At 62.7% G+C, this 11,694-nt stretch carries 17 protein-coding genes; 1 reads left to right on the top strand and 16 read right to left on the bottom strand.

Going from position 1 to position 11,694, the window contains the following annotated elements; all coding sequences use genetic code 11:
* Positions 1-15 precede the first annotated feature (15 nt).
* Positions 16-393, top strand: coding sequence for a hypothetical protein (locus JHW40_RS11965; protein WP_090613740.1), 378 nt, complete (start codon positions 16-18; stop codon positions 391-393).
* 268 nt (positions 394-661) lie between these two features.
* On the opposite strand, the gene JHW40_RS11960 is transcribed toward JHW40_RS11965, so the two are convergent.
* The 16 genes from JHW40_RS11960 to JHW40_RS11885 form a co-directional block, all read right to left on the bottom strand.
* Positions 662-994: a GTA-gp10 family protein gene (locus tag JHW40_RS11960; RefSeq protein WP_090613735.1), complete on the bottom strand. Its 333-nt coding sequence runs from the start codon at positions 992-994 to the stop codon at positions 662-664.
* Positions 994-1,458, bottom strand: coding sequence for a phage tail tube protein (locus JHW40_RS11955; protein ID WP_090613732.1), 465 nt, complete (start codon positions 1,456-1,458; stop codon positions 994-996). Before JHW40_RS11955 ends, JHW40_RS11960 begins: the two co-directional genes overlap by 1 nt.
* Complete coding sequence (gp17, locus tag JHW40_RS11950) at positions 1,451-1,837, bottom strand: tail completion protein gp17 (RefSeq protein WP_090613730.1); 387 nt, start codon at positions 1,835-1,837, stop codon at positions 1,451-1,453. Before gp17 ends, JHW40_RS11955 begins: the two co-directional genes overlap by 8 nt.
* Positions 1,838-1,840: 3 nt before the next feature.
* Positions 1,841-2,398, bottom strand: a complete 558-nt coding sequence (locus tag JHW40_RS11945) for an HK97-gp10 family putative phage morphogenesis protein (protein ID WP_090613727.1) — start codon at positions 2,396-2,398, stop codon at positions 1,841-1,843.
* The gene (locus JHW40_RS11940) at positions 2,395-2,724 is read right to left on the bottom strand and encodes a phage head closure protein (protein ID WP_090613724.1); all 330 of its coding nucleotides are present in this window, start codon (positions 2,722-2,724) and stop codon (positions 2,395-2,397) included. Before JHW40_RS11940 ends, JHW40_RS11945 begins: the two co-directional genes overlap by 4 nt.
* Positions 2,711-3,070 carry a head-tail connector protein gene (locus JHW40_RS11935; RefSeq protein ID WP_090613721.1) on the bottom strand — a complete coding sequence of 120 codons (360 nt, stop codon included), beginning with the start codon at positions 3,068-3,070 and terminating at the stop codon, positions 2,711-2,713. The genes JHW40_RS11940 and JHW40_RS11935 overlap by 14 nt, the downstream gene beginning before the upstream one ends.
* Positions 3,067-3,681 carry a hypothetical protein gene (locus tag JHW40_RS11930; RefSeq protein ID WP_090613718.1) on the bottom strand — a complete coding sequence of 205 codons (615 nt, stop codon included), beginning with the start codon at positions 3,679-3,681 and terminating at the stop codon, positions 3,067-3,069. The genes JHW40_RS11935 and JHW40_RS11930 overlap by 4 nt, the downstream gene beginning before the upstream one ends.
* Positions 3,682-3,743: 62 nt before the next feature.
* Positions 3,744-4,988 (bottom strand): phage major capsid protein, encoded by a 1,245-nt coding sequence (locus JHW40_RS11925; protein ID WP_170851860.1) that lies wholly within the window; start codon positions 4,986-4,988, stop codon positions 3,744-3,746.
* Complete coding sequence (locus tag JHW40_RS11920; protein WP_090613712.1) at positions 4,978-5,856, bottom strand: head maturation protease, ClpP-related; 879 nt, start codon at positions 5,854-5,856, stop codon at positions 4,978-4,980. Before JHW40_RS11920 ends, JHW40_RS11925 begins: the two co-directional genes overlap by 11 nt.
* 1 nt (position 5,857) lies before the next feature.
* Entirely contained in the window at positions 5,858-7,099 is a 1,242-nt protein-coding gene (locus tag JHW40_RS11915; protein ID WP_090613710.1) for a phage portal protein, read from the bottom strand.
* A gap of 1 nt (position 7,100) precedes the next feature.
* Entirely contained in the window at positions 7,101-8,822 is a 1,722-nt protein-coding gene (locus tag JHW40_RS11910) for a terminase large subunit (RefSeq protein WP_090613708.1), read from the bottom strand.
* Entirely contained in the window at positions 8,812-9,360 is a 549-nt protein-coding gene (locus JHW40_RS11905) for a resolvase (RefSeq protein ID WP_090613705.1), read from the bottom strand. Before JHW40_RS11905 ends, JHW40_RS11910 begins: the two co-directional genes overlap by 11 nt.
* A gap of 294 nt (positions 9,361-9,654) precedes the next feature.
* A complete protein-coding gene (locus JHW40_RS11900) occupies positions 9,655-9,831 on the bottom strand; it encodes a hypothetical protein (RefSeq protein WP_170851859.1) in 177 nt (58 codons plus the stop codon).
* Positions 9,821-10,180, bottom strand: coding sequence for an HNH endonuclease (locus JHW40_RS11895; protein ID WP_090613701.1), 360 nt, complete (start codon positions 10,178-10,180; stop codon positions 9,821-9,823). The genes JHW40_RS11900 and JHW40_RS11895 overlap by 11 nt, the downstream gene beginning before the upstream one ends.
* A gap of 204 nt (positions 10,181-10,384) precedes the next feature.
* On the bottom strand, positions 10,385-11,119 hold the full coding sequence (locus JHW40_RS11890) for a hypothetical protein (protein WP_090613699.1): 735 nt from the start codon (positions 11,117-11,119) through the stop codon (positions 10,385-10,387).
* Positions 11,116-11,685: a hypothetical protein gene (locus JHW40_RS11885; RefSeq protein WP_139208189.1), complete on the bottom strand. Its 570-nt coding sequence runs from the start codon at positions 11,683-11,685 to the stop codon at positions 11,116-11,118. Before JHW40_RS11885 ends, JHW40_RS11890 begins: the two co-directional genes overlap by 4 nt.
* Between the last annotated feature and the right edge of the window lie 9 nt (positions 11,686-11,694).

Here is an 11,694-nt window from a genome sequence, read left to right as displayed (position 1 = left end):
CCAAAAGGCCAAGATATGAAAACCACCGCTTTCGTGATTGCGATTCTTGCAAGTTTTTCGATGCCAGCGCTATCAGACGACAAGATTGACCGCGCAGAATATTGCGGAAACTACTCAAAAACTGCCATCGGTATCATGGAAGCCCGTCAGTCTGGAATCCCTGCCATTCAAGCAATGGAATATTATATGGAAGCTGCAAATCCGGACCAGAGAAAGATTATCACCGATTTTATTTTATCTGCTTACGCACGAACCCGAATGATGGGTGAAGAAGGAAAAGCAACGGCGATCACTGATTTTGGTGATGATGTTTGGGTTGAGTGCATGTCGGAATGGAACATTCCAAACGCCGACTATCAGCCTCCTGTGGCGCGGAAAGCAAATGAACCCTAACCTCTCAGCGCCTTGTCAATCTTGTCCCAAACCGAATGAAACCGCTTCACCCGATCCCGATCATCGACAGGACCACCCACAAACCTGTCGAGCGGGATGGGTTTCTTGAAATGCGGCATCATGGCCCCGAACCAGACCAGTTCACGTTCGCGCCGCATCCGTGCATTGGCCCCGCGAAACTCTATGTCGAGCATTCGCGGGGTCAGATCCCAGAACCGCGCCGGGTCCAAGCCCGCCGCGATGTAATTCACACAAAGTGCCCCGAGATCTAGGTCTTGGCCTTCGGGGCTTGGGCGTTTCCCACCTGATCCGGGAAGGCAGCTTTCATGACCTTCTCCATGATCGACCGATCCGCCGTCAGCATGTCGTCGGCCAGATCGGCGGCATCATCCGCCGAAATCCGCTCGCCCTTCTCCAGCGCTGCGGCAATGATGTCGATCATCATGCCGAAGGGTGGAACGCCCTCGATCCCGCCATCCAGAAGCCCGCCGAGATCGTTGCCATATTTCCCTTGCAGCTTGGAGATGCCGCCGAGGGTCAGCCGCAGGGTATAGGTTTTGCCGCCGAAATCATGGTGCAGCGCGCCGGTCACATCAGCCATCAGTCGCCCTCCGGCGTGCGCGGGTTCGGCGTGATCCGCTCGAAGATCTTCATCGCCAGCGTGGCCATGCGCTTTTCACCGACCGAGGATTGCGGGGTGAAATGGCTGACATATCCGCGATAGGTGCGACGGATGCCGCCCACCACGAATTCCACCATGACATCCTCTTTCTCGCCGGTTTCGTTCAGCGCGGCCAGCGTATCCAGCAGGACTTGGCTCGCATGCTCGGGCCAGTACTGGACCTCTTGCGACCAGTCGGCTGCCGCCAGCAAGCCGGGGATCGTCTCGCGCGTGCGGCCCGGGGACTGCATGTGCGTAACGTCGATATCCTCCGGCACCTTTTCCGGGGCATTGATCGTTTCGATGCCGAGGATCTGCGTCCAGGTCGTGGTTTCCGAGACTGTGCGCCCGATCCACAGTTCATCCTGCCAGCCGATCCCGACTTGGGAAGCTACTTCAACCATCGCTGGTCCTCCAGTGTGTCAAGAAATCAAGGCTGGCGCGATAGATCGCCTCGCCCGCGTTATCACCGCTTTCGCGGGTTTGGCGCATCCCGTCGAACAGGATGCCCAGAAAGCCGCCGCCGCGATGGAAGTCCAAGGCGGTTTTCACGGCGGCAGCCATGCCGCGCGCTTCCCCGAAGGTCGGCGCGTAGCAATCCACCTGCACCCGGCTTTGCTCCAGCACCTCGGGGCCTTGCATGTGATGGCCCTGATTGACGCTGATCAGATGCAGCGTGATGTATGGACGCCCGCCAAACTGCGGATGCTCGCCCCAATTGATCCGGTCGGATGGCACGGCGGGAAGCCCCGCTATCAGCAGGGCGCGGAAAGCTTGTTCCATTGGTCAGCCCCTCGCTGCCCGCTTCGCCATCCGCGCCGCGTGTTTCTGGATCTCGTCCCAGATCAGCGGCTTGAGACGGTCAATGGTGCCCTGCGCCTCGCTGTCGAATGCTGGCCGCAGGAACGGATCGGGCGCGGTGCCGGGGTGCTGCGATCCGGCATACATCCCCGCGTTGGTATGGGGTCGCGTCCCAAATTCTACGAAATGCGCGTGCCATGCGTTCTGCGTCGGGCCGAGATAAAGGATCGCGGGCGGATTGACGGCTTTGAAATTACGACGCGCGTCCCGCATTGCCGCCACAGCCGCGCCCTTGTCGCCGCCCGTAGCCTTCATCGTCTGCGCATATGCCGCGCGCCCGACCTCGCCCTTGGCACGCGTGCTGATCTTGATGCTTTCCTCAAGCCTGCCGGTGTCGATGGGGGCGTAACGCTTGGCCTTCGCCAGCATCGGGGCAGCCGCCTTCTGCAGCGCCCGGCGGGTGATCGCCACGCGGGTAGATTGCTTCGCCACCTCGGCCAGCGCCTTTTCGAGATCCTCGACGCCTTCCAGTCGGAACGTCATTCCCGCACCTCCGAGGCTGTGATCTCGAACCCGACGCGACGGCCCAGTTCCTTGATGCCGACGATGCCGTAAGTCCGGCCCTCGCAGATCAGCCGGTCCTTATGCGTGATCTGCGCGGTGAAGGATGAATACCGAACCGTGAAGCGCGCGACAGCGTCCACGCCAACTGTGCCAGCGGCATATCGCTCGGCGTCGCGCACGAACTTCCGTCCGGCCCATACCCGCCCGCCATGCGGTTCGTAAGATCCCGGGCGCGTTTGGTAGCCGTCATCGATCACGCCAGGGCGCAGGAACTGAACGCGACGGTCGAGATCACCGGTTTCCATATGCCTCATCCACATTGCAGAACACACGATACCCCGACAGCAGCGCCCTGACGGTCATCGGGGGAACGGCATCTTCGGCGCTGCCGCCTTCGCCACCGCGATTGGTATACATCCGTTCGGCCAGCATCTTGATGGCCACGCGGACGGCGCTGTCGGCAACGATCTGGAACCGGTCGTAGCCGGGATCATCCTCGGCCGGCATATCGTCGGGGTGGCCATAGATAGGGCGCCCGATCCAGTTGGCGACCTGCGATTGCGCCGCTTCGTTGATGGCCGAGATGGTCGGATCCTCGTCGTCACCATCGACACGCAGGTGCTGTTTCATCTCGGCAAGGTCGATGATCATTTCGAGGCCTTCGCCGCTTTTGCCTCGGCATCGGCCTTGGCTTTCGCGTCGGCATCCGCTTTCGCCTTGACCTCGGCATCCGCCTTGGCCTTTTCATCGGCTGCCTCGACAGCCTTTTCGCGATCGGCAATATCGGCTTCGCGCTTGTCCAGTTCCTGTGCCCGTGCGGCCATGGTTGCCTCACGAGCGTCGAGCTCCTGCGCCCGCGCATCGATATCGCGCCGGGCCGCGTCGATCTGTGCGGTGATCTCATCGGCCTCTTTCTGGATGAACGCGCGGACCTCATTGGTCGAAAGCGACAGTTCCAGCGAAACCAGTTCCTTGGCCTTGTCGCGGCTGATATCGCCGCGCTCGACCATCTGAGACAGACGATCAACGGAAGCGGGCTGTTTCGGCATGGGCATGAAGCCCGGCCCGGCGCCCGGTACCGCGAGGGCCAGTGCGGCCTTCTGGGCCTTCTGCGCGGCAGCGACGTCCTTTTGGGTCGCCGCAACAAAATTTCCGGCCTTGATCAGCTTGTCGGCATGGGCCTGATCGACCTCGATGATGCCACCCGCGGCGACGCGACCATAAGAACCGATCGCGCCCCGAAGGGCCTTGAGCTTCGGCATGTCCGAATTCCTTCTGTATGGGGATGGTCCGGGCGCGGAGTGTCCCGCGCCCGACGTTCAGATCAGCCGTCGCCGCCTTCGCCGCCGCCCTCGCCGGGCGCGGTGTAGTAGCAAAGCGCCAGCGGACGCTTGACCGCGACCACGCCGCGCTTCTCGCCGCGCACCGTCAGCATGTTGCGATCGAAGTTGTCGCGGTTTTCCGACGACAAAAGGATCTCGATGCCCTGACGCTCGTAATAGGTCGCGGCCATCCTGAACGCGCCGGTCAGGAAATCACCCTCAGGCATGTCCTCGGTATCGACCACGCGACGCCCCCAGAGGCGCGGCGTCGGCGTTTCCATGAACGGGTTGCCGAAGATGTAACGACCGGTCGTGTCCTTCAGCATCTCTGCCTGAGCCCAGTCCCAGATATTCAGGACATGTGCGTCGACGACATAACCGGCGGCGCTGACCTGCAACATGGCCAGGCGCATGCGGTCGAGGATCGTGGCTCCTGCCGGTTCGCGGGCGTCCTGCGCATAGGCCGTAGCATTGGTGATCAGGCCCGAGAAGTTCTCGCCCGTCCCGTCGCCCGCGAGGATCTGCGCGTTCTCGACCTTGTTGACCTCATAGGTCAGCGTGGTGTCGATATCGGTGCGCAGCGCCGGGACGTCATCCAGCATGTGCTTGTGGATTTCCATCCGACCAGCGATGGTCTTGACCGAGGCCTCGACCGCATCCCAGACCTTGTCGATCAGCGGCTTCACGGTCACACCGTCATCCGGCACGATACCAGCGGCACCCGTGCGGGAGATCTCCCGGAAGTACTTGATCAGCGCCTGTCCGGTCTGACCGACGGTGATCAAATCCTTCACCACCAGTTTCTTGTCCGGCTCGGCCACGATCTCGCTTTCGCGACGCTCGGGCAGCAGGACGCCGCCCGAATCCGGCAGCGAGGTGATCGCGTTGAACACCCCGAGGCTGTGATCGCCATTCACACCGGACTTGGCCAGCGCCTTGATGGCGTCGGCAGCCTCATCCACAACCATCTGTCCGAGGGACTTGGCGCCGTCTGCACCGCCGCCGCGGCGACCACTGGCAAAGCGCTGTTCCAGATCACGCTGGGACGCCTGCATTTCGCCGATCTGCTCGACCAGCTCGCCCTGTTTGAGCAGCAGCTTGTCGACCTCGGCCTTGGTCTCGCCGGTCAGACCGCCGAGACGCTTGTTCTCGGCCAGGACGTTCTGGACGCCCTCTTGCAGCTTGGCCGTGACCTTGGTGAAGTTTTCCTGCAGCTCACCAATCGCCGCTTCGTTATCAAGAGGCATTGCCATTCTCCATGTTGGCAATTGTCGATTTGACCAGCTCGTTAAAGCTGATCAGGCTCTTGGCAGCGCTCGGCATGCCATCTTCGCCAGCGCCCGGCGTGGCGGTCATTTCCTTGATGAGGCCGCGCCGCTCGGAGCGGGCCAGCCCGCCGCGCGCCATGGCAGCATCCATCTTTGCAAGGCTCTTGACCCGGGGGGCTTCGGCCCGGGCCTTCGGATCGGCCTCGATCTGGTCGGCGGCCAGCAGGTCATCGGCGAAGCCCTGATCGATCGCGGCACGGCCCGAAATCCACGTTTCGCGGTCCATCATCTGGCCGATCTCGCTGGCCTCGATATTTGTGCGCAGGGCGTAAAGCTCGGCCATGACCTCATCGAAGGCCCCCAGCTGGCCCGCGACCGTATTCAGCGCGTGGCGGTCTCCGATGGCAAAGACCCATGTGTTGTGGATCATCAGAAACCCGGCACGGGCGATCTCGACCCGATCCCCGGCCATGGCGATGACAGATGCGGCCGAGGCGGCAAGACCGACGATGCGGACGGTGACATCGCCCTTGTGGCCGCGCAGCATGTTGTAGATCGCCAGACCCTCGAACACGTCACCGCCGGGGCTGTTGATGTTGACGATGACCTCGCGGTCGCCGGCCGAGCGCAACAAAGCACCGATTCGGCGCGCGGTGACGCCGTATCCGTCCCAGCTCTCGCCGATCACGTCCATGACGTCGATGACGAAGGGGCCGCTTTCGCTGGTCTCGGCACGAGCCCGCAGTTCGGGCTGCCATCTTTCCAGCGCCTTGGGCGGGGCGCAATCGGCGCGCACCTCATCAGGCCGCACACCGAAATGCGCGACCGGCATATGGTTCTTGGCCATGTCAGATCCTTTCGTTCAGAAGGTCGATGGGCGACATCGCGGTCTGCACCATCAGATCGTCCGCGACGCCGCCGCGGCGCTCGAGGTTCAGTTTGTCGCGGGCCTCATCGCGCGACATGATGCCGTTGGTGGTCATCGCGCGCAGGAATTCGGCCTTGGCCTTGCTGTCCATCTGCAGCATCGCCTCGCGATTGAACTCGGCATAGGTGTCGCGCTGGTCACGCAACGGGATCAGCTGCTTGCGGATCCGCTGCTCGATCTTCTTCAGCAGCGGGTTGATGCCCAGCTGCATCCACGACAGGAAAATCTGCTCGACCCCGGTGCCCCACATCGTCTGGCCCTCGGCTGAGTGGCCGATGACGATGGGCGGGACGCCGAACCAGCGGCAGACTTCCTCGATCGAGAAGCGCCTGGTTTCCAGCATCTGGGCATCATCTGGGTTCAGCGTCAGCTGCTGGAAGTCCATACCGGACTCCAGGACCATGATCTTGCCCGCCCGGCTTGAGCCCATGTATTCCTCCATGAGCTTCTGGATCTGCGGCCGTTGCTTGTCGTCGATCCTCTGGTTCGACTTCAGGACGCCTGAGGCCTGCATCCCCGATCCGAACATCTTGCCCGACGCCTCGTCGGCCGCCATAGCCGCGCCCAGTGACTGGGTGCCCCAACGGATCGGCGACATCCCCTCATCGCCGCCAAAGCCCCAGCCGCGCAGATGCAGCATGTCGCGTTGCTTCACGACGCGAGGCCGCGACATGCCGGGGTCGCGAACCTCATACATCAACTCGTTGGTGACCTTGTTGCGGAACGGCTTGACCAGCGTCGATGGCAACGGCAGCAACGCGGCGGCGCGGCCATTGACCCAATCGATTTCGGCATAGGCGTTGCCGACGGCCAGAAGCCAGGACAGCATGCCCTCCCAGAACTCGACCGGCGTCTGATCCGCGTTCGGCGACAGCGCGATCAGATCATCAAGCGCACCGTCCACCTTCTGGCGACCCGAGGCGGTTTTCCGGAACACGTCGATCGGCAGCGAGGCCATCGCCTGGGCACTGCGCGCGACACAAGCCCAGACCGCCGAGACGGTCAGAGCCGACGACAAGGTCACGGTCTTGCCGCTGGCATTGGCCGCGATGTAATAGCCCAGATCGCCACCGGCCAGCACCAGGCGCTGTTCCTTGGTCAGATCGCTCAGCGCCGCCATGGGGCGGCCATGATGATCGAGGATGGCCATGGGCTTCGACATCTCAGATCACCATGAGGGGCTGAGAGATGAAGCTGTCGAGGTTGCCGACCGGCTCCGGGTTGCCGTCCATCAGGATGGCGCCGGTGAACAGCGCGATCAACGGATCGATCTTGGCGACGCCTGCCGCCTCTTTCGTCACATACACGTTGTTGCCTCGCTGTTCCGCCTTGGCATTGCCGACGCACCACGTCATCAGCTCCTGCCCACCATGTTTCAGCCGCCCGTCGAACAGGCGGCGCTCGACCCCCTTGATCGCACCGCTCAGCTTGTAGCCCTGTCCGACCGGGACGATGTCCTTGCCCAGCTCGAACCCTTCTTCCTCCAGCGCATCGACCAGCGCCGCAACCCCGTGAGGATCAAGGCCGATGCCGGCCTTTTCAGGAAACAGCCCTGCATCTCGGATTCGGCAGCAGATCTGCACCGCCGCCTCGACCTGTTCGGCTGCGCTGTCGGTAATCCCGAGCTGATCCATCTGGGCCAGTTCCTCCAGCTTCGGCGCAATGCTCTTGCGCAGCTCCAGCACCGGTCGCAGACACCATGCCCAGTGCCACGCCAGCCATTTCCGGCTGTGGCGGTGGCGACCGATGGCTGCAAAACCGAACAGGTCATCTGCCCCGCCGACATCGCCCGCCGCCACCATCACGTCGCAGTCCTCCAGCATTCGCTCGAAGGTCAGCGACGGATCGGCGTTTTTTTCCCAATACAGCGCGCCCGCCCATCGATCGGCATTCAGGCCCTGGCCAACTTCGACATTCAGGTGCTGCGAGGCGATCAGCGCCATCTGGTGCGGGCCGTCGATCTCGGCCTTCTCTATCTCGCCCGCGATATAATCCTCGCTCACCGACCGGTTCAGGTTCGGGTTGACCATTCCCCAGGTGCTGCGATCCCGCCAGCCATCATTGGCGGCCATCTCGGGTGGCAACTCGTACAACACGGGCAGCAGAGACCGGCGCATCTCGCCATCGCGGACCTTGCGGGCGATCGTCAGTTCCGACTTCCAGACGCCGGTCGGCGGCGCCTTGGATTGCGTCGTGATCTGCAACAGGAAACCGTCCGGTCTCTTGCCGAGCGATCCCTTGATCTCGGCAAAGACATCGGCGGCCTTCGACATCTTCGCGAACTCATGCGTCTCGTCGATCAACGTGAACGTCGCCATGGCGCCGGTGACAACCGACGGATCGGCCGAGACGATCTGGATTCGCGATGGCACCACGTCATCCAGTTTGACGATTTCGTTGCTGTAAGCCTTCGGGTCGAACATCGCCGTCAGATCTTGGTCGAGGCGGATCATCCCCGCCGCCTGACTGAACGCGCGCTTGGCGATCTTCTGGCTGGGCGCGATCAGCATCAGCTCGGCATGGGGCCGTTCATTCATGATCGCGGCGACAAGGATGATCGCCGCCGCATAGGTTGTCTTGGCATTTCCCTTCGGGACCAGCAGCAGGAATTCCCGGATCATCCGCACCTTGCGTTCCGGGTCATAACTGCCGAAGACCGCGCGGACAAAATCAAATATCCAGTCGTCGCCAGCCTCTTCGAATGTGCGCGGAGTACCGAAATCATCAGGAATCTTCAGCCGCTTGAAGATTGCCAGTGCCTTGTCGGCGACGGCGTCGAACAGCGGCAGGTCCGGGATCAGCGGCTTGCGATTGACGATCCGAGCCTTCCAGTCCGGCAGGGACGTATCCCAGCTTTCCGGCGCCGGCAGATCGTCAGTTCTCATAACTGCCCGGCCTCAACAGGCTGCCCCATTCGGATTGTTCCTCGCCCGTCGCCAGCGCATTTGCCTTCCGGCGCGACATCTCGCCCTTGCCGACATAGCGTGAGCTGGGCTTTTCATCCTCGCGGTCATCCTCGCCCTCGGCGGGCTGCGTCATCTTCGACGCGGCCAGCTTCTGGTCGTTCTTGGCGATCAGCTGGTCCAGCAGGCGCATCGCGCCGACGTTTCCACCGAAGGCTTGATCGGCCGCGACCATCAGTTGCTTGGCAACCAGCTGGTCGCGGGCATGATCGCGCTGGGACAGCTCGGCTCTAAAATACCGTTTCAGCGTCGGCACGCTGATCGATTTGCCGGTGCGCGGATCAAGCACCGTGCCTGCGATCCGGGTGTTGCTCCAACCTGCCGCCAGCAACATGCTGACTTTGAACGAATTTTCTTGCGTCCACTCGAAAGGCGGACGGCCCCGTACCCGCGAGACCCGATAGACCGGATCGCCCCAGAGGGTCCGGCCAATGATTTCGTCCGGATTTTCATGGGGCATGCGAAAAAAAATCTCCGAATGAGGGGGGCGCGGGTCTGGGGCCGAACCATGCTCTGACTTTTGACCCACCCCCCCCCTGATGAGCCGGGCCGGGCTATTTCGCCGATGGCGGCGGCGCCGAAGTTTGAACCATCGGTGGCGATCCAGCCTGACGGCGTTCGGGTTGCGACCTCCACGGCCCACAGCGACCGCAGATGCATTCGAGACGCCAACCGCGCCGCCATGACTTGTGCCAGTGCATCCCATCCCCGCATTGGCAGGGGACATCAACTGGAACCAAAAGCGGCATCGGCATCAGATCCCGAACCCTTCTTTGAAGCTGCGCAACTTGTCGCGAAACAACTTCTCAGCCCGAAGTTTCTCTGCCGATCTCAACGCCTCATTGAGCTCGCGGCTTGCTTTGAGGTAGGCGCGAGCCAACTGCTCGGGCGTGTAGCGGTTCAGCAGTTGCTCAACCTGATCACGATGCATGATGACCTGACCTTTCCTCAGCCTGCTTGATGCGGTCATGGCAGGGCTTGCACAGGCACTGGATGTTGGACGGCAGCCAGAACAGATCGGCATTGCCACGATGGGCAACGATGTGGTCGCCGACCAACTGCGAGGTATCGGACTCGATCTTCCCGCATTTCTTGCAGGTGAACAGATCACGGATCAGGACGCCTTCGCGCAGCCGTTGCCAACGTGCCGTCTTATACCAGCGCCGCCACGGCTCGATCACCTCTCGATGCTGGAACCGATCTCTGAACGTCTTGCTGAGACGCTGGCCAGCTTGCTCAGCGCCATCGAAGCGCGAGGGCATCCGCCCAAGTCTGCTCATGTGCTGATCCTCGATTGGCGCGGGCATCCCACCCGCTTGGCTGCCGGGGCCCACATCGGGCGGACCTGCGTATGATCGGGGCGCGGCAGCTTCCCCTCGTATGGCGCAAATGGAAGCGCCCGCGAGGGGATGATCCCTGCGGGCGCACTTCCTGATAATATTGGTATACGTGCCACAGACGGGTATAAGCCGTCAACACGTTTTTTAGTCCCGATACCCGATCATGCGGTTCAGCGCCCTTCCCAGCGCCACCATGACGGCCTTTCTGCGGTGTCCATCGGGTTGCCAGCCGTGCTTGCGCAGCACCTCGGACGGATCGGCATCGCCGAGGCAGATCAAATCCACGATCCTGATATCCATGATCGTCACCCTGCTGCCCCTCGCATCCGGGCGCATGCGACGAACAGACAGCATCGCATCCGACCCGACCCTGCGGCGCATCTCATCGACCTCGCGCGACACGGCCAGCCGGGCGTCCATGAAATCTCTCTCGGATGAGCCGCTGGCCCGATCCAACTGCGACAGCTTGTAGCTGCCCGCCGCCAGATGTTCGACCAAGTCGCGGTAACGACGCGCCTGCGCGATCTGTCCCGGCGTCAGCAGGTCGCCGCGCGACCCCTTGCGCGACCGCGCCCTGATGCGATCGAACACATCTCCCTTGCGAACCGCAGCGCGATGACCATAGCCCGTTGCGGCGGCTGCCCACTTCTCCATGCCCCGCGCATCCACCCCGTTCGGAACCATCGTCACCTGATGCTCAGCATAGCAAACGCCCCGAGCAGGGGCGGGGATGATAGCGGGTCCGCATTCCTCCGGCGCCGCCGCCCGCGCCAGCACCGCTGCCATCCTCGCCGCTTCGGCATCGATACGCGACTGCCGCACAGCCGCGGCCCGCGCCACAGCCTCGGCACTTCCCGCCCTGTCGAATACCATAGTCATGCTGCCGCCCCTTTTTTCTCAGCCCGGATTTCGTGGATCTCTTTCAACTCGGCAGCGCGCCACGCCAGCCATGCCAGCTCGCCCTCGGTTGCCCGGCCAGCATCCCTGTTCTGGATGATCACCCGCGCCCGATGGGCGTTGTTCGCCGCCTCTTCCTTCAGCTTGCCCTGCATGTAGCGCGGCGGCGGGGGCGGGCCGAACTTCTTGGCCACGGCGTAAAGCTCGACCGCCCAACCCTCGGCCACCGCCCGGTCGCCCATCTCCGAGCGCATCAGGCTGGGCGGATAGGTGGCTTCGCGCGCCGGCGGCTTGCGCAGATCGAAAGCCCAGACGCGGATGAACCCCTCATCCGGCCAGACACCCTTGGTCGAAACTGCATGCGCCGTGATCAGCTCGACCATGGCCCGCAATTCGTCATCGGTCAGATAGGCCAGATCGGTGCGCAACCGCTCCATGGCCTTGTCGTGATCCTCGGCGCTGCGTCCGCGCTTGCGCTTCAGCCCCGCCAAAGGCTCCAGCAGCAACGCCTCAACCCGCGCCTTCGCTTCTGCACTTACTCCAGTCATCACCACCTT

The organism is Paracoccus alcaliphilus (assembly GCF_028553725.1).
GTDB lineage: Bacteria > Pseudomonadota > Alphaproteobacteria > Rhodobacterales > Rhodobacteraceae > Paracoccus > Paracoccus alcaliphilus.
Note: the sequence above shows the minus strand (reverse complement) of the source record. Positions and strands in the feature narration are given on the sequence as shown.

What these genes read in the sequence shown, in the direction of transcription:
- JHW40_RS11925 (WP_170851860.1), bottom strand. Translation starts at nt 4,988, where the DNA reads ATGCCTCTTGATAACGAAGCGGCGATTGGTGAGCTGCAGGAAAACTTC.
- JHW40_RS11955 (WP_090613732.1), bottom strand. Translation starts at nt 1,458, where the DNA reads ATGGTTGAAGTAGCTTCCCAAGTCGGGATCGGCTGGCAGGATGAACTG.
- JHW40_RS11945 (WP_090613727.1), bottom strand. Translation starts at nt 2,398, where the DNA reads ATGACGTTCCGACTGGAAGGCGTCGAGGATCTCGAAAAGGCGCTGGCC.
- JHW40_RS11905 (WP_090613705.1), bottom strand. Translation starts at nt 9,360, where the DNA reads ATGCCCCATGAAAATCCGGACGAAATCATTGGCCGGACCCTCTGGGGC.
- JHW40_RS11885 (WP_139208189.1), bottom strand. Translation starts at nt 11,685, where the DNA reads ATGACTGGAGTAAGTGCAGAAGCGAAGGCGCGGGTTGAGGCGTTGCTG.
- JHW40_RS11910 (WP_090613708.1), bottom strand. Translation starts at nt 8,822, where the DNA reads ATGAGAACTGACGATCTGCCGGCGCCGGAAAGCTGGGATACGTCCCTG.
- JHW40_RS11920 (WP_090613712.1), bottom strand. Translation starts at nt 5,856, where the DNA reads ATGGCCAAGAACCATATGCCGGTCGCGCATTTCGGTGTGCGGCCTGAT.
- JHW40_RS11890 (WP_090613699.1), bottom strand. Translation starts at nt 11,119, where the DNA reads ATGACTATGGTATTCGACAGGGCGGGAAGTGCCGAGGCTGTGGCGCGG.
- JHW40_RS11900 (WP_170851859.1), bottom strand. Translation starts at nt 9,831, where the DNA reads ATGCATCGTGATCAGGTTGAGCAACTGCTGAACCGCTACACGCCCGAG.
- JHW40_RS11965 (WP_090613740.1), top strand. Translation starts at nt 16, where the DNA reads ATGAAAACCACCGCTTTCGTGATTGCGATTCTTGCAAGTTTTTCGATG.
- JHW40_RS11935 (WP_090613721.1), bottom strand. Translation starts at nt 3,070, where the DNA reads ATGATCATCGACCTTGCCGAGATGAAACAGCACCTGCGTGTCGATGGT.
- gp17 (WP_090613730.1), bottom strand. Translation starts at nt 1,837, where the DNA reads ATGGAACAAGCTTTCCGCGCCCTGCTGATAGCGGGGCTTCCCGCCGTG.
- JHW40_RS11915 (WP_090613710.1), bottom strand. Translation starts at nt 7,099, where the DNA reads ATGTCGAAGCCCATGGCCATCCTCGATCATCATGGCCGCCCCATGGCG.
- JHW40_RS11960 (WP_090613735.1), bottom strand. Translation starts at nt 994, where the DNA reads ATGGCTGATGTGACCGGCGCGCTGCACCATGATTTCGGCGGCAAAACC.
- JHW40_RS11895 (WP_090613701.1), bottom strand. Translation starts at nt 10,180, where the DNA reads ATGAGCAGACTTGGGCGGATGCCCTCGCGCTTCGATGGCGCTGAGCAA.
- JHW40_RS11940 (WP_090613724.1), bottom strand. Translation starts at nt 2,724, where the DNA reads ATGGAAACCGGTGATCTCGACCGTCGCGTTCAGTTCCTGCGCCCTGGC.
- JHW40_RS11930 (WP_090613718.1), bottom strand. Translation starts at nt 3,681, where the DNA reads ATGCCGAAGCTCAAGGCCCTTCGGGGCGCGATCGGTTCTTATGGTCGC.